Origin of the sequence: Chryseobacterium sp. S0630 (assembly GCF_024158915.1) — a bacterium.
Lineage (GTDB): Bacteria > Bacteroidota > Bacteroidia > Flavobacteriales > Weeksellaceae > Chryseobacterium.
This window is the reverse complement of record NZ_JAMZGF010000055.1, coordinates 18,926-35,851: the sequence shown is the minus strand read 5'-3', so window position 1 is coordinate 35,851 and position 16,926 is coordinate 18,926. Positions and strand designations below refer to the sequence as shown.

14 protein-coding genes, 1 tRNA gene and 2 pseudogenes are annotated in these 16,926 nt (G+C 34.7%); 6 read left to right on the top strand and 11 right to left on the bottom strand.

Translation table 11 applies throughout. From position 1 onward, the window contains the following. Positions 1 to 411: 411 nt before the first annotated feature. Positions 412 to 507, bottom strand: a pseudogene (locus NK356_RS19255) (IS982 family transposase); the annotation flags it as partial. A gap of 80 nt (positions 508 to 587) precedes the next feature. Between NK356_RS19255 and NK356_RS19250 the strand changes: the two are divergent. After that, positions 588 to 770, top strand: a complete 183-nt coding sequence (locus NK356_RS19250; protein WP_034697393.1) for a hypothetical protein — start codon at positions 588 to 590, stop codon at positions 768 to 770. Positions 771 to 790: 20 nt separating this feature from the next. Here NK356_RS19250 and NK356_RS19245 read toward each other — a convergent pair. Beyond that, positions 791 to 1,649: pseudogene (locus NK356_RS19245) on the bottom strand (IS5 family transposase). 87 nt (positions 1,650 to 1,736) lie between these two features. Further along, positions 1,737 to 4,631 (bottom strand): S9 family peptidase, encoded by a 2,895-nt coding sequence (locus NK356_RS19240; protein ID WP_253317774.1) that lies wholly within the window; start codon positions 4,629 to 4,631, stop codon positions 1,737 to 1,739. Positions 4,632 to 4,789: 158 nt separating this feature from the next. Between NK356_RS19240 and htpG the strand changes: the two genes are divergently transcribed. Both htpG and NK356_RS19230 read left to right on the top strand, forming a co-directional pair. Beyond that, positions 4,790 to 6,682 (top strand): molecular chaperone HtpG, encoded by a 1,893-nt coding sequence (gene htpG / locus NK356_RS19235; protein ID WP_253317776.1) that lies wholly within the window; start codon positions 4,790 to 4,792, stop codon positions 6,680 to 6,682. 493 nt (positions 6,683 to 7,175) lie between these two features. After that, on the top strand, positions 7,176 to 7,571 hold the full coding sequence (locus NK356_RS19230) for a helix-turn-helix transcriptional regulator (protein ID WP_253317773.1): 396 nt from the start codon (positions 7,176 to 7,178) through the stop codon (positions 7,569 to 7,571). A gap of 298 nt (positions 7,572 to 7,869) precedes the next feature. Here the strand turns inward: NK356_RS19230 and NK356_RS19225 are convergent, their stop codons facing one another. Beyond that, entirely contained in the window at positions 7,870 to 8,166 is a 297-nt protein-coding gene (locus NK356_RS19225; protein WP_034697384.1) for an MGMT family protein, read from the bottom strand. Positions 8,167 to 8,239: 73 nt separating this feature from the next. Between NK356_RS19225 and NK356_RS19220 the strand changes: the two genes are divergently transcribed. Further along, positions 8,240 to 8,386: a hypothetical protein gene (locus NK356_RS19220; RefSeq protein ID WP_185103725.1), complete on the top strand. Its 147-nt coding sequence runs from the start codon at positions 8,240 to 8,242 to the stop codon at positions 8,384 to 8,386. Between the two features lie 435 nt (positions 8,387 to 8,821). Here NK356_RS19220 and NK356_RS19215 read toward each other — a convergent pair whose 3' ends face one another. The 5 genes from NK356_RS19215 to NK356_RS19195 form a co-directional block, all read right to left on the bottom strand. Next, positions 8,822 to 9,793, bottom strand: a complete 972-nt coding sequence (locus NK356_RS19215) for a deoxyhypusine synthase family protein (protein ID WP_034673009.1) — start codon at positions 9,791 to 9,793, stop codon at positions 8,822 to 8,824. Positions 9,794 to 10,251: 458 nt separating this feature from the next. Then, positions 10,252 to 10,632, bottom strand: a complete 381-nt coding sequence (locus NK356_RS19210) for a GreA/GreB family elongation factor (RefSeq protein WP_034697379.1) — start codon at positions 10,630 to 10,632, stop codon at positions 10,252 to 10,254. A gap of 297 nt (positions 10,633 to 10,929) precedes the next feature. Beyond that, on the bottom strand, positions 10,930 to 11,571 hold the full coding sequence (locus tag NK356_RS19205; protein WP_156106497.1) for an outer membrane beta-barrel protein: 642 nt from the start codon (positions 11,569 to 11,571) through the stop codon (positions 10,930 to 10,932). A 48-nt stretch (positions 11,572 to 11,619) separates the two neighbouring features. After that, positions 11,620 to 12,012, bottom strand: a complete 393-nt coding sequence (arfB, locus tag NK356_RS19200) for an alternative ribosome rescue aminoacyl-tRNA hydrolase ArfB (RefSeq protein ID WP_034697375.1) — start codon at positions 12,010 to 12,012, stop codon at positions 11,620 to 11,622. 34 nt (positions 12,013 to 12,046) lie between these two features. Further along, a complete protein-coding gene (locus tag NK356_RS19195) occupies positions 12,047 to 13,075 on the bottom strand; it encodes an AMP-binding protein (protein ID WP_253317772.1) in 1,029 nt (342 codons plus the stop codon). 98 nt (positions 13,076 to 13,173) lie between these two features. Between NK356_RS19195 and NK356_RS19190 the strand changes: the two genes are divergently transcribed. Then, positions 13,174 to 13,244: transfer RNA gene (locus NK356_RS19190), tRNA-Gln, on the top strand. Between the two features lie 91 nt (positions 13,245 to 13,335). Then, complete coding sequence (locus tag NK356_RS19185; protein WP_156106491.1) at positions 13,336 to 14,871, top strand: T9SS type A sorting domain-containing protein; 1,536 nt, start codon at positions 13,336 to 13,338, stop codon at positions 14,869 to 14,871. 76 nt (positions 14,872 to 14,947) lie between these two features. Here NK356_RS19185 and NK356_RS19180 read toward each other — a convergent pair whose 3' ends face one another. Together NK356_RS19180 and NK356_RS19175 are read right to left on the bottom strand one after the other, a co-directional pair. Then, the gene (locus NK356_RS19180; protein WP_253317771.1) at positions 14,948 to 15,580 is read right to left on the bottom strand and encodes an HdeD family acid-resistance protein; all 633 of its coding nucleotides are present in this window, start codon (positions 15,578 to 15,580) and stop codon (positions 14,948 to 14,950) included. Positions 15,581 to 15,816: 236 nt separating this feature from the next. After that, positions 15,817 to 16,923, bottom strand: a complete 1,107-nt coding sequence (locus NK356_RS19175; protein ID WP_253317770.1) for an agmatine/peptidylarginine deiminase — start codon at positions 16,921 to 16,923, stop codon at positions 15,817 to 15,819. Positions 16,924 to 16,926 lie beyond the last annotated feature (3 nt).

Sequence of the window (16,926 nt, the reverse complement as noted above, 5' to 3'; positions counted from 1 at the left end):
TTTTAGTATTTTTATTTTTGATGAAAAAAATACTACAGATATCTTTTCACTATTAAAAATTCTTATACTCCAGGAATCCATGAAAAAATACTCCTAAAACCTTCCATTTCTCCCAAAATGAAGGCTGATATCTAGTATTTTCGTTTTTTATGAAAAAAACAGCTCTGAAAAATGTACATTTTCTCAGTTCTATGATGGTAAACTAATCGCGCAGCCTGTTGTAAAAACAGCTTTAATCCTTTCAAGAGAAAAATACCGTTTCAAGGATAGTTCTTATATCCTTTTCCTCATTTTTCTTTGTAAACATTAAAAGCCTGCGCTGAGCTAAGTTTATACTGAGCTTGTTGAAGGAAAGTACCGAAAGATTTTCTCTTTTTTAGATCGAACAAAATACATTACCCGTTGTGCATTTTAAATAATACTGACTTTTAAGTTATTGATATTTCGATTGAAATAGACTTTGTTAATAAATTGCACAACGGTTAAAGCTGTTATTTTAGATAATAGGCCCAGTGACCACATAAGCGTTCAAAATGGTCAACTTTTTTGAATGTTTGTATTTCTTGCATAACTTGGGGAAGAAAAGAATGAAGCAAATATGGAATGAAGAAGAACTAGGACAATACTGGTCGCTTACCTTTGAAGAGCTGGAACTTCTTAAAACAAAACCTCAAAAACATCATTTGGTTTTTTGTATGAAGTTGAAATACTATCCGTATTATGGGGGCTTTCCAGGAAATGAAAAAGTGAGTCGTCCTAAAATAGGTTGACATAAAATTAGACAATGAAGTCATCTTGACTTTCTTTTGTGAAATTTCTTAAGCGCAATTATGATAAATGCCAAATAATTGAATCCGATCCAGCTACTCAAAGTGGTATCAAACCTGTTTAATAATGATCTGAAACTATCAATCCAAGCGTTTGTTCTTTCAATAACATACCTTTTTTTGTATAATTCGTTATCAAAATAGCAGGCATTTTCTATGCCTGAATTTCTTTTATTGTGTGCAATATTAGCTATAATTCCTAGTGATTCTGCTTGTAACCGAAGCTTTTCAGCATCAAATCCTGCATCAAAATTTAGAAATGACCCCATCCAATGAAATGCCTGCCTGTTGTAATGTAGAGGTCAACTGCTTAAAATGTATTTCTATGTTGAACAAATCATTATGACTTCCACAAACGGGCTCTGACATGGCTAATGACAATCCATTTCTGTCAGATAAATACAGGGAATTGGTTGTTTTACGCTTCTTTCTTCCCTGATAACCGACAGCCTCCCCACCTCTTAATGCCGTGGTATGACTTCCATCTACATCCCCACTGGATAAATCAAGCTCAGATTTATTATTTTGTAAAATGGAGATCCAACAGCTTTTCCATATTCCACACTGACTCCATTTTCGGTAATAACCAAAAACCGTTTTGTAATGTAAAGTCTTTTTACTGAATAATTGAATCACGGGAAGAAGATGCCATTGGATTCCTGTTTTTAACTTATACAAAATACAGTTAATAATTTCATAAACAGGCACTTTTGATTTAAAACCTCTTTTCCCCTTTGGTATATGAGGTACTATTTCTGATTCTATTGTATATTTGCTAAGTACTTTGTACAAGGGATCTGATTTTTTTGTTTCGCAACACAAATTTCAGAATCCCTTTTTTTATTTCAAAAAGTAAAGACAACTTCAATAAAAAATTCCGGCGGAGCCTTTGGCTCCGCCGGAATTTTATTAATTAGGTTTATCATCTGTCAACTCAAATCCCCAATCTTTTCCTTTTTGGGTAGCTGGGATTCCTTTTGTCATCCAGACCGGAGCTTTTGCCCCTTTAAGATAATAATCAAAAAACTGCTGTTCGCGGATTTGTATATCTTTCCTGTTCTGACGTTTAATAAGGTTATGATCATCACCATTATAATTCAGAAGCCAGACGGGTTTTCCGAGGCGGCGTAATGCGGTAAACATTTCGATTCCCTGATACCAAGGCACTGCTCCATCTTTATCATTACTCATAATAACTACCGGAGTTTTTACTTTGTCTATAGTAAAAAGCGGTGAATTTTTAATATAAAGATCCGGTGCATCCCAGAGATTCTTTCCTAGTCTGCTCTGTGATTTTTCATATTGGAATTGTCTGTTCATTCCGGAAGTCCATCGGATTCCTCCATAGGCAGAAGTCATGTTGACAACAGGAGCACCACTCCATGCAGCCGCATACATATTGGTATGAGCAATAAGATAGGCTACCTGATAACCTCCCCAGCTTTGTCCCTGGATTCCTATTTTAGTACCATCTACCCAGGAATTTTGCTTTAAATTTTCAACTCCTGAATTAATGTATTCCATCGCAGATTCTCCCGGGAAACCATCTGTGTATGAAATATCAGGGGTAAAAACCAGATATCCGTTGCTCACAAAATAAGAAATATTCAATCTTGAAGGTGTTGGAGCTGGTGCAACATAACGGTTCAGATTGTCCGAAAGTTTTTCATAGAAATAAACAATCATCGGATATTTTTTATTCGGATCGAAATTTTCCGGCTTGTATAAAACTCCTGTGGAAGTATTTCCTTTTGGTGTTGTCCAGTTTACCAATTCGTCTGTTCCCCAGTTATATTGATTTTGCTGTGGATTGGTATTGCTCAGTTTTTGTTGTTCTGAGAAATCTGATGTTGCAAAAATATTGGGAGAATCTGTGTATGATTCTTTTACCAAAATATATTCCTCGGCATTTTTTGCTTTTTGAAGAGTTCTGTATCCCCAGACATTTTCCATCTGAATTTTTACAGGATCAGAATTCTTCTGAATGGATGTTTTAAAAATCCCGTTCGCCTTGGTTGTATTATCAAACGCTGATAAATAAATAGTCGATTTTCGGTTTAAGCTTTTAATATCTTTATCTAAATCATAAGTATCAAATGTTATTTTATGCTTACGTCCAAATCCATTGGTAATATTTCTCGGCTTTTTTGAACCGTCCAGGAAAAATTCCCAAAGATCATAACGGTCTCTGATAATTACAGATTCATCGTTATCTGTCCAGGATGCAATGCCATAAGAATTTGGAAAATCCGGCATATCAAATTCTTCATCCACGAAAGAAACAGGTAAGCTTATGTTTAATGGAAGGGTTTGCTTTGTTTTCACATTATAACTCAGCCACTTCCCTTTTTCTTTATCAAAAATTACAACAAATTTCCCTAGTGGCGATACAGCTGCTGCTCCGTTCAGATTTTGAATAATTTCGGTTCTGTCTCCCGTTTTATTATCGATCAGGAAATACGTTTTCTTTGTTGCGCCTTCCCATTGTGAAGAAATACGATTGTTGATACTGGTAATTCCTAAAGCAAATTCTGCATTTCCTTCATTCACCAATCGTAAAGTATCTAAGTCTTCTCCATCTATATTTCTAAAGAAATCTGGTTTCTCTGTTTGCATTACTGCAGCATATGATTTCTTTAGATCATTTTTCAATTCTTTTAGCTGTACTGTTTGCAAATAGTCATCTCTATAGTTCCAGACATCTACTACCGCGTGGTCATTCGCAATCATTGCCGTATCTTTTGCAACAGGTTTTGGCGCAACACCAAAATACAGCTGTTTTCCATTTTTACTGAACAGTGGTGAACGATTTTCAGAAATCACCCAATTCTTTTTCATCTGCGCATTCTCATTGGTAATAATTTCTTTTTTGTTTCCTTTAAAATTAAAGTAATACAACTGATATAATTTCACCAGATCATTCTGTGCGGAAGAAGTACCTACATAAGCCAATTGATTTCCTTCTTCATCAAAAGATAATTGTGAAAAATCACCTTCCATTTCAGAAATTTTATTCACAGTTCCTTTTTGCAGATCTACTACCTGAACAGTTTGCAAAGCATATTTCTTCGGCTTTGATTTGTCAGTATCTTTTTTATCTGCAGATTTTTCATCTGTTGATTCTTTTCCTTCTTTTTTATCCTTTTTCTCGTCTGGCTTTTTTGTCACAAAAACAAGCTGTTTCCCATTTTTACTGAACTCGTAGCGTACTACATTATCATATATTGTACTTTTTCCATCCACAAGATTTCGTACTACCAGTTGTAAAGGTTTTACATTTTTGTCTTCATCTTTGTTTTCGTCTCCATCTTCTTTATCAGAAGCATCATCCGAAGATTTGTCTTTTGTATTTTCCAAAAGGTAAGCAACATAAGAACCCGCTTTTTCAGGAACCTTAAAGGATTTTACATTAGGAATTTTTTCTGTTTTATCATTAAAAAAATCAACGATGGCAAGACTGTCTTTCGTCAACTTATTCTTCTTTAGTTTTTTATCTTTTACCGCTTTTATATCTTTATACTGCGGTCTGATTTGAAAAACAGCAAACCTGGAATCATTCGTAAAATCCACTTTGGCAGCTCTTGCAAACTTCTTTGTTGTTTTATTTTTAACAGAAAATAAAGAAAGGTTAGAATTTCCTTCCTGAGCATCCACAGAATAAGCAACCCATTTACCATCATTTGAGATTTTTCTCGAGCCGATATTTTGCCAACTGTCATAAACAGAATGGTCTAAAGGCTTTTTCTGCGCATACACGAAACAAGTCATGATGAGCAGAATAAAAACTGTACATTTCAACTTCATTTTTAAAGAATTTTAAGAATTAAAAATAAGGTATTTCTTTGAAAAATCCATAGGATATCCCTATTGGGTTATAAGTTGGAAAAAATGTCAATCTGTCACATTCCTCCGGATGGTATTTTTTTTGAGAAATATTTGAAAATTAAAAATTATAAAATATGATGACTAAAGGAAATATTAATGTATCTGTGGAAAACATTTTCCCGCTTATTAAAAAATTTCTTTACAGTGACCACGAAATATTCTTAAGAGAATTAATCTCTAACGCAACTGATGCTACTCTAAAATTGAAGCATTTAACAAGCATTGGTGAAGCAAAAGTGGAATACGGAAATCCAAAACTTGAAGTTAAAATTGATAAAGACCAGAAAACTTTACGCATCATTGACCAAGGTATTGGTATGACGGCTGAAGAAGTTGAAAAATATATCAACCAGGTTGCTTTCTCAGGTGCTGAAGAGTTCCTTGAAAAATATAAAGATTCTGCTAAAGATTCGGGGATTATCGGACATTTTGGTCTTGGATTCTACTCTGCATTTATGGTGGCAGAAAAGGTGGAAATCCTTACAAAATCTTATAAAAATGAGCCGGCAGTACGTTGGATCTGTGATGGAAGCCCGGAATTTACACTGGAAGAAACTACTCACAAAACAGACAGAGGAACGGAAATCATCCTTCATATTGCTGAAGATTCTGTAGAATTTTTAGAAGAAGCAAAAATCCGTGAACTGTTATTAAAGTATAACAAATTTATGCCTGTTCCGATTAAATTTGGAACGAAAACCCATACACTTCCATTACCAGAAGGTGCTTCTGAAGATGCTGTAGCTGAAACGGAAGAGGTAGACAATATCATCAACAATCCGGTTCCGGCATGGACGATTGCTCCAAACGAACTGACCAATGAGGATTATATGAAGTTCTACCACGAATTGTATCCTATGCAGTTTGAAGAACCATTATTTAACATTCATCTGAATGTTGATTACCCTTTCAACCTTACCGGAATTTTATTCTTCCCTAAGCTGAGCAACAATTTGAATATCGATAAGGATAAAATTCAGTTATATCAAAACCAGGTATTCGTAACGGATGAAGTAAAAGGGATTGTTCCTGACTTCCTGATGTTGCTAAGAGGTGTAATTGATTCTCCGGATATTCCATTGAACGTTTCCCGTTCTTATCTTCAGGCAGACGGTGCTGTAAAGAAAATCTCCTCTTACATCACGAAAAAAGTAGCCGACAAAATGGCTTCACTGATCAATGAAAACCGTGAAGATTATGAACAAAAATGGAATGACATCAAGGTTGTAATCGAATATGGAATCGTTACTGAAGAAAAATTTGCTGAAAAGGCAGACAAATTCACATTATACCCTACCACAGACGGTAAATATTTCCTTTGGGATGAATTGGTAGAGAAAATCAAACCAAGCCAAACCGATAAGGATAACAAACTGGTTGTACTATACGCTACCAATGCCGATGAACAGCATAGCTACATCCAGTCTGCAAGAGATAAAGGATATGAAGTTCTGTTATTGGATTCTCCTATCATTTCACACGTGATTCAGAAACTGGAAACCTCAAAAGAAAATATTTCGTTTGCAAGAGTAGATGCTGATCATGTTAATAATTTGATCAAAAAAGACGAGCCGGTAATTTCAAAATTGAATGAAACGGAAAAAGAGTCTTTGAAAAAGAATGTAGAAGAAGCGATTCAGGATTCTAAATTTACCGTTCAGCTTGAAGATCTTGACAGCAATGATGCTCCGTTTGCTATTACCCAACCAGAATTCATGAGAAGAATGAAGGAAATGCAGGCGACAGGCGGAGGCGGTATGTTTGGAATGGGAGGTTTTCCGGAAATGTACAATCTTGTAGTGAACTCAAACAGTGAGCTTTCCAATCAGATCTTAAAGACTGAGAATGCTGAAGAGAAAGAGAGCCTGATCAAATATGCTCTGGATCTTGCCAAGCTTTCACAAAACTTACTGAAAGGAAAAGACCTTACAGATTTTATACAGAGAAGCTATAAGCAACTTGAAAAATAATTTACTAAAGACTGTTTCATTTTGAAGCAGTCTTTTTTTGTTTACAGAAGGTTGGGAAAACGCAAAGACGCAAGTTTTTTTATAATGTATGCTTTAGAACGCAAGGATTTTATCTGCGATAAAATTTCATAGTCCTAATACTATAAGAATTAATTCTTGCTGAAAATCTTTGATTTTCTTGCGCCTTAAATATTTGTAGTGCTTAGGAAATCTTTGCGCCCTTGCGTTTTCCAACAGTCTAAAAATCATCAATAGTTAATCTAAACCTTATAGGTTAAAATCTTGTCTCTTACTATATACTTTTGATCAGTCGGAAATTATTATGAAACAAGGGACTAATTCGAAGAAAATTTTCAACAATTAAATAAGATAATACTTCGGTTTTTCAGTTTAGTTTTATTTTATCTTTAATCTTATTCTTTAGTACCTATTTTTTTCTACTTTTTATTGTATAGCTTCTGCTTTTTTGCCATTTTTGTATAAAATGTCGGTCATGCAAAAAGAAAAATTACGCGTCATCAGAAAGCAAAAAGGCTATACTCAACAACAGGTAGCTGACTTTATCGCAACAGATGTATCCAATTACAGCAGAAAAGAAAGCGGTGATGTAAGAATTGTAAAAGATGAATGGGACAAACTTGCCCGTTTTCTGGATGTACCGTTTGAGGACATTTATGAAGAGGATGAAGCCACAATAGTTGTTAACAATGATCATCCAATATTTAATGACAATTCTGGAACTTCTGCAGGAATAATTACTAACCAGAATAATTATGATAATATTCCGGGAGCTATCATTGAAAATCTACAAAACTATATCGCTCTATTAAAAGAGGAAAACGAAAGGCTGAAAGAAGAGCTGAAAGGTCTCCCAAGAGGAAGAAAATAATACGGTTTGAAACTGTAGAAAATATTGATGTCACTTCATATTAATGTATGGAGTGACATTTTTTACGGAGGTCTTTGAGGTGAGCGCTTTTTTAACGCAAAGGATTGATGATTCTTATGTTTTATTTCAGGAAGCGAAGAGTTGCGACTTTGTCGCTGATGAAGCTTTATGGTAAATGATGCGTTTGCTTAGTAAGAATCAATGAAATTGATTCTACCCTTTGCTCACTTAAAAATATTGTAGCATACAGATGAAAACTTTGCGTTAGAAAGATTCTTTAATTTCAATCATTTGAAATTTACAATTCCTCCAACGGATCCCAAAACAGTTTTTTGAAATTTTTTATTCTAAGATTTTCCACAGTGATTCCTTCAGCTTCCAGCTTAGGCTGAAATTCCGGAACAGACAAAACTCCTGAACTTGAAATCACACGGTGAGCAGGGACATCCTTTGGACATCCTCCCATCGCTTTTCCTACATGCCTGGAATGATTAGGATAGCCAACAGCCTTTGCTATGGCACCATAAGTAGATACTCTTCCTTTGGGAATAAGTCTTGCCACTTCGTAGACCTGTTGTTTGAAAATCTCGTCCATATCTGATTTCTATGTTTTTGCATCATTTTTGAATTCTATCAAACTCGATGATGTTTCATTAAAAGATAAAGATATGAAAAAATCATTTTTCAGGCTGTTGAATGCCGTTAATAAAAAAGTGCTTCCGAAACTGAGTCATAAGGATCCTAATCATCTGACTAAGATTGAAAAGGGAATTCTGGCGTATCGTTATTTTGTGCTGGTGAATTCTTTGGATTGATTTTTATTTTCCCGCAGATCGCACAGATGTTTGTGAAGAAATTTTAGAAAACGCAAAGGCGCTAGTTCCTTTACATAGCTCCTGCTTTAAGGCGCGAGGATTTTATCTTCGATAAAATTTTATATCGTTGAATCTTATTTAATCTTAATCTGATTTTACAGATAAAAAATCTGTGCAATCTGCGAGAAAAGGGTACACCACTTATTTGAACCATTAAGATTATTTAAGTTTTAAAGAGTATTAAGAGAAACAGCTAAAGCTATTTTATTTAGCTGCATGCTTTATTTTTCATTAAAGATGAAACTTAATTATTCTTATCATCTTCATTTTCCTTAATGGTTTAAATAGTCTAATATTTCTTTTTTCAAAGAAATAAAAAAGCGCTCCAAATGAATTGAAGCGCTGATATTGTAATCTCTTTTGAGAATTTTGTTCTTAGTTTTCTAAGATATAAGAGAACATCAATGGTGCGCAGATGGTTGCATCACTTTCAACGATAAATTTCGGTGTAGTGATATCTAGTTTACCCCAAGTGATTTTTTCATTTGGAACAGCTCCTGAATATGAACCGTAAGATGTTGTAGAGTCAGAAATCTGGCAGAAATAAGACCAGAAAGGAATGTCATGCATTTCCATATCCTGATATAACATTGGTACTACACAGATAGGGAAATCTCCTGCGATACCTCCACCAATCTGGAAGAACCCAACTCCTTTTCCTCCTGAGTTTTTAGTATACCAGTCAGCAAGGTAAGTCATATATTCGATTCCTGATTTCATTGTAGTAGCTTTAAGCTCACCTTTGATACAGTAAGAAGCGAAGATGTTACCCATTGTAGAATCTTCCCATCCCGGAACTACGATTGGTAAGTTGGCTTCTGCAGCAGCAATCATCCAAGAGTTTTCTCTAGGAATTTCATAGTACTGCTCCAATACTCCTGAAAGGATCATTTTGTACATGAATTCGTGAGGGAAATATCTTTCTCCTTTAGCTTCTGCATCTTTCCAGATCTCTACGATATGTTTTTGCAATCTTCTGAAAGCTTCTTCTTCAGGGATACAAGTATCTGTAACTCTGTTCAGACCTCTTTCCAAAAGATCCCACTCATCCTGAGCTGTTAAATCTCTATAATGAGGAACTCTTTCATAGTGAGAGTGTGCTACAAGGTTCATTAAATCTTCTTCAAGGTTAGCACCTGTACAAGAGATAAAATCTACTTTTCCCTGACGGATCATTTCAGCAAGAATCTTCCCTAATTCAGCAGTAGACATTGCTCCAGCCAAAGTAATCATCATTTTTCCGCCATCTTTAAGATGTGCAACATATCCTTTAGAAGCATCCACCAATGCAGCTGCGTTGAAGTGCAGGTAATACTTTTCTATGAATTCAGTTATCGGTTTGCTCATTTTTTAAATTTTTGCAAAGATAAAACTTAAAAACGGAATGTAATCAAAGCACTTGAAGAAAGTGTGATAGAGAAGTATTTTTTATCATTTGTTAAATTGAGAAGATATAAGTTGGAAAACGCAAGGGTGCAAAGGGTTTTAAAACTTTGTGAATATTTAAGACGTAAGAATATTTCAACTTCGCTCAATATTAGATTTTCAGCAAGGGAAAGTATCATTTTCGCACAGATCACACAAATCACACAGATTTTTATACTATTTAAAAAATTAGTGTGTGATAAAAAATATATTATACAATATAAAATTTTATCGAAGGTAAAATCCTCACGCCTTAAAGCAGGAACCATGTCAAAAAATTTGCGACTTTGCGTTTTCCAACATTAAAAATTTATAAAAAAGCGCAGCCCAAAATGAGCCACGCTTTCATTATCATTCAACTTAATAATATTCACAGAAATTTATCCTTCCCAGCTTTCCACTTTCAGGATTTCGATTTTTCTTTCTCCGTCTTTGAAAGGCCAGTTGATAATATCTCCTACTTTATACCCTACTACTGCAAGCGCAATATCCGACAGGATGGAATGTTTATTTTTTTTAAGCTTTTCTTTGGTAGACGCCACAAAAATATATTCGTGCTCAAAATCTAATGTATGGTCTTTTAATGTTACTTTTCTTTCAACCGTTACAATATCGGCAGGAAGATCTCTTCTCAGCACTTGTTTTGCCTTTCTAAGCTCTTCAGCTAATCTCTTTTCTTCTCCGATACTCACTTTTTTTCTTCTGAGTGTATCTTTTATAGCGTCATAAATTCCGGTGGTTACAATAATATGATTGGACATGTTCTTCATTTTTTTTGAATTAAAATGCAGTTATTCCTTGATGATCCAATGTAGAATACAGGCATATAACAGCCATCTTCTATAGAAAACTGCAAAAAAAGTAATACATAAAATCCGGAAAGATTCCCTGTCTTGGATCCTGACAGGGCTTAATTGATAAAGTCCTTAGAACTTTTCAGAAAAGAATCTGTATGAAGATAAAGTAAAGACAGCAGCAATCCTGACCGGCGATATTCTGCAGATAAAAAGATTGTTGCTGTCATAATCAATTATTATTAATTCAAACAAAGATACAGCTTAAAAACGGAATGTAGCGGCTGCACTTAAAGAAACTCTATGTAAACCTTCTTTTTGATCATCATCAAATTTATAGGTTACTCCGTTAAACTTCATTTTGTTCAGAGTACCGCCACTTAAACCAACTTTTGGCCCAATAAGGAAGTTTTTACTGATCTGATATCGGTAACCAAGATCAATTTCTGCCCCGAAAGTACTTCCTGTACCTTTTACATCTCCAGTTTTGGTAGTATAAGAAAGTACTCCCAATGCAATATCTGCAAATACTTTATGTCTGGTAGGCGAATTATCATTTGAAATAAGTCCGGAAACTCCAAAAAAAGTAATATTATCCTTTGTAGTCACAGGAACAGATACAGGCATTCCGTTTACATAGCCAAGCAAAAACCCGTCACTGGATGCGCTGTAATGAGAATATTTTAAACCAAGCCCAAACCCGTTATTTACCTCATAATGGGCTGCGATATCAAAGTTCAGTCCGTTTTTAAGGTCTTTTACATAGTCTTTTTCTTCCTTGCTAAGTCCGGAAATTGTTTTTGCTGTTCTCCATGCATACCCTACGGAAGGTCTGATAGAAAATTTCTGAGCGAAAGACATGGCGGAGATTGAGAATACTCCAGCCAAGATTAATTTTTTTATCATGGTTTTAAAATTTCCGGCAAAAGTAAAGTTTTCTGCTGGAGAAACCAATTAAAACCTGAAACGTCTGTTTTCTTTTTTGTCAGAAAGCTTTTTCTTATTATCGAGTCTTTTTTGTTTCTGTCCTTTTGAGGGTTTAGTTGCGGTTCTCTTTTTGGGAACAATGAGTGCTTTGTTTACAATTTCAATTATTTTTTCAATGGCTTTATTCTTATTCATCAGCTGTGTTCTGCTTTCAGAAACTGAGAGGAATAAAAAGCCATCTGCATTGATTCTGTTTTTCAGTTTATGCTGAATCAATACTTTTTCATCTTCATTAAAAAATTCTGAAGCATCTACTTTCCAAAGTACGGTAACGGCAGTCTCCACTTTATTCACATTCTGTCCTCCTGCCCCGCTGCTGCGGGAAGTTTTGAAGCTGAGTTCTTTTGAAAAGTCTTTCATTGTTTTATTTTTTAATCAAAAAATGATCTCAATACTAAAGGCTGGCATTAATACTTTTATACAGTTCTAATCTGTTGACCTTCCCATTGGGAGTTCTAGGAATTTTATTGATGAAAATAATTTCTTTCGGTCTGTGAAAGTTTTTCTCAAATGGAATTTCTGAGACTTTTTTTATGATCTCAGCAGATTCATCTCCTTCTAAAACCAATATCAATTTCTGACCCAAACTTTCATCCGGCAGTCCTACAAATATGGCTTCGTTCGGGAGTTCCTTTTTTACCAAAGCTTCAAGAGTTTCAGGAAAAATCTTTGCGCCTCCGGAATTAATCACATTGTCAATTCTTCCTAGAAATTTAAACTGTTTTTCATTCTTAATGTTAACTAAATCATTAGTCTGCAATTCTTCAGTATTTACATTCGGAGCAAAGATCTTCAGACAACCTCTCTCATCCAAAGAAATGGATACCTTTTCAAAAACGGTGAAATAATCTTCCTGCTCAGGCATCAATTGTTTTAAACCAATATGGGAAAGGGTTTCAGACATTCCATAGGTTTCAAAAATACGGTTTGAAGCACTAAGGTTCATCTGCAGAATTTTATTTTTCAGGCTTTCTGAAACGGCGGCACCTCCAATAATCAGGTTTTTAATCAGATGAAGCTTTTCCAGTGAGTTTTCTACCTGAAGCGGTGTCATCGCACAAAAGTCTATTTCTTCATCCAGATCTTCAACAGGTTTTAAAGAAGGGTCAGCGATTTTTAATTGTAATTTCCTTTCTATAGATCGCACAATCATCATTTTCCCAGAGATATATTCCACAGGCAGGCAGAGTAATGCGGTATCGCCTTCTTTTAATCCTAAAAAATTACAGGTCATGACTGCAGAGTTGACCATTTTCTTTTTTTCAATTTCAAAAATTTTCGGCACTCCTGTAGAACCTGAAGTCTGGACATTTACTCCTTTTTTTTCTGAAAACCATTCTTCCAGAAAAATTTTCACTTTCTTTTCAAATTCGGTACCGAATGATAATTGATTAATATTGAGATTATTGAAGTCTATCAGCATATTTTCCGTAAATAAATTCTACAGTAAATTTAAAAAAAATTTCAAAAAGTTCTTGTATATAAAGAAAAAAGCTGTAAATTTGCACCACTAAAACAAACAGACTCATGGTGTAGCGGTAACACTACTGATTTTGGTTCAGTCATCTGGGGTTCGAATCCCTGTGAGTCTACAAACCACTCTTTTTAAGGGTGGTTTTTGTTTTTTATTACTATCCTTTATTTCTGAACAAATTCAGAATAAATTATTTAAAAACTATAACTATGAAAAAACACTATTTCTTATTCTTTTCAATCATCAGTATTTTTCTGAATGCCCAAAGCTTTAGCCCGGATCCTACCTTCGGAAATGGCGGTTATTGTATGTTTGATAATTTTGATTTGATGTCTGATGCCGTATTGCTTCCGGATGGGCAATTCATTACGGCAACATCTACAGGTTCTATCACCATCAGAAAAGTAAACCAAAGCGGAATTCTTGACGCCACTTTCGGAGAAAAGAATTATGACATGGGCAGCAATTCACTGGATAAAAGTGAATCTGTCAAAAGAATGATTTTAAGCAATAATAAAATATTGATTTATGGAAGGGTAAACGCTACGCCAACTCACAGCTTATATGATTGGTTTTTAACGAGAATTAATCTGGACGGATCTCTGGACACAAGCTTTGGCACCAATGGTTTTACGACTCAATCTGTGAGTCAAAATGGTACAGTAAATGATTTTGCGGTAGATCAGAATGGAAACAGTTTCCTTCTTATTTCCAACATGGGTTCTTATATGGTAAAAGTAAACCAGAATGGTGTAATTGATAATAATTTCGGCACCAATGGAAAGTTATCGCTTAATACATTTTACCCTAAAAAATTCTACATACAAAATGACGGAAAACTGGTAATGGCGGGTACCAAAACCAACACTTTAACCAACACAGAGGATTCGTACATCGAGAGAAGGCTACCTGATGGAACATATGATACTACATTTGGTAATAATGGTTCTGTTTTTATTCCTAACACAGCCGGTTCTGTTGCTACCAATTTTGAATATAATTATACCGATAATTCTATTTTATTACTGCATAGTAAAAATGCCACATATAGAGATACTTTCTTTTTGTCTAAAATTCAAATTTCAGATGGCGCTTCTGTTTCCGGATTCTCCAATAACGGAAGAACACCTGATTATCATTTTACTACTGCGCAGCAATTGTCATTGGGACAAATTACCGTATTACCCAACTCAAAAATAGTAGTAACAGGAGGTATAACGAATATGTACAATGGTACCCCGAATCTTATTGCACAATTATTTGTAACAAGACTGAATGCTAATGGAACTGTAGATTATACTACTTCAAGTGCGGGCTTTCAATATTTTATGGCAGCACCTCCTACTACTTCGTTAAGAGCCGATTATATTCATAAATTGTTTAATCTGAATGATGGTTCACTTGTGCTTTGCTATTCCGGAGGCAGTGTAACACATGGTGATAAATCTTTTTTGACGAAGTTTAACAGTGGTTTTCTAGGAATTGACAATGTTTCTTTGAAAGATTATAATACTTTTACCCTTTATCCTAATCCAGCCGGGGATCATATTACCATACAAAATAAAAAACAGAGTAATGAAAGTTTTGAGTACAGTATTTTTGATATGTCCGGGAAAAAAATTCAGAGTGGTTTTTCAATATTCAATGAACAAATGAATATTCAGAAATTAGAAAAAGGGAATTATATGATCTGGTTTGAAACTAAAAAAGGAGACAAACAATCTTTAAAATTAATAAAGAAATAAAAAAACAGATATTTGCCTTACTTAAAATAAAAACCATCCTTTTCTAGGATGGTTTTGTTTATTGATTTAATAAAATTTATTTTTTTAGATCATCAATTTCTTCCTGGATAGATTTGATTCTTTCTCTTAATTCCTGACTTATTTTTCCCGGAATTTTTTTGACTTTTCTTAAATCCAGAGCGAGCATAATGGAAGCAATTCCCATGAAGATAAAAGCAACACCGGTAAGGGTAACCAATGAGAATCCTGTAAACACCGGATTAAATATGAGCAGTAGAGAAAAGATAATTCCTCCGACACTGGCAAGGGCTACATTTCCCCAACTCATTATTCTCATACTCTTCAGGTCAAATGCAAAACCTAATAATTGAAAAGAACGGAACAGCAAAGTAAATCCGATCACAAATGGAAGTACTGTCATTGAAATCTGAGGATTTGCGATAAGATAAACTCCTATTGCGGTTGTTAGTAATCCGCTTACCAAAAACCAGCCCCAACCCTGCAAGGATTTACTGTTTTGTAAGGAAAAGAATATCTCTGTAATTCCTGAAAACAGGAATGAAACACTGAAAAAAACAGAAAGGGTAACATACGTTGCTAAAGGTACACTGAATACATAAAAACCACAGATAAGGAAAAGAATTCCGAAGATTAATGGAATATACCAATGTTTTACTGTATTGGTAAAGGTTTGAAATAAATTGGCCATAGGTGTCTTTTTTGGTCCTGCCTACTTTTTGTAACGGTTTTCGGCTTCTCCGCAGGTATTTCAAACAGATTATAATATTCACCTGAATTTGAAATATAACCTCTTACCAATATACGAAAAATAACCGAAAAATCCTTTGGATTCTGTGATTTGTTATGATAAAAAAATCAGGTGGAATTAATTTATTCAATTGATTCTACCTGACTGATGTAAAAAAATTATTTTGTTATTTGAATTTATCTTGCTGGATTTCCGGCAGGTTGCTGTTGGGTTACACAGTGAACCATTCCTCCGTTTTCATACAGGTTTCTTACATCTATTCCTATTACTTTTCTATCCGGATACTGATCCTGGATAATCTTATTGGCAATGGTATCATTCGGATCTCCATAGTTAGGAACCAATACCACTGTATTAGCTACGTAATAGTTTACATAAGACCCTTTTTCGTCAAGTTGTTTTCCGTAGGCTGTTTTCACTTTGTTTTTGGTAGCAGGAACGTAAACTTTTTTATATTCTTTCCCGTTTACATTAGTGGCTGTATAAAGTGTATTGACATCTTTCTCCGAAAGCCCAAGATCAAGAAGGTCATCTTCTTTCATGGTAATCATGGTATTATGGTTGATAAATTTCATAAAACCATCGATGTGCATATCGGTAACATCTAATCCTGTTACTCCGTCCAGCCAGATCACTTTTGAAACTCCGTAGTAGGTTTCAAACATTTCTTCAGCTTCTTCCTGCGTGATATCTTTATTTCTGGTAGCTCCTTTTTTCTGACTGATGACTGAGCTTTTACAAGCCATTAAAACTCCGTTTCCATCCGTTTCCACAGATCCTCCTTCATTCACCATTTCTTCATTCAGGTCAATTACTTTTATACCCAGATCTGCTCCTATCTTTTGTGGAATTTCATCACAGTTTTCAAAATCAAATTTTTCGCCCCAGCCATTGAATCCCCAATCTTCAATGAGAACATTTCCTTTCTTATCTTTTACGAAAATAGGTCCGTTATCTCTGATCCATACATCATCGGTAGGATACACTTTGAAATCAACATTTTTCATTGGAACTTTATTCTCTTCCAAAAGGCGGATAATTCTGTTTTTCTCTTCATTATTATAGGCAATAATGTGAACTTTCTCACCCGACTGAAGGGCTTTTGTCATGTCTACCCATGTCTGTTCTACCCTTTTACGGTAAGTCATTCCGTGTTGATAATGATGCGGCCATTGCAGCCATGTTCCTTCATGTTTTGAAGATTCTTCGGGAAAATGATAGTCTGTCTGTGCCATATTGAATATAAAGCTCAATACTAAAGTGAGTGTGAATAATTTTTTCATATC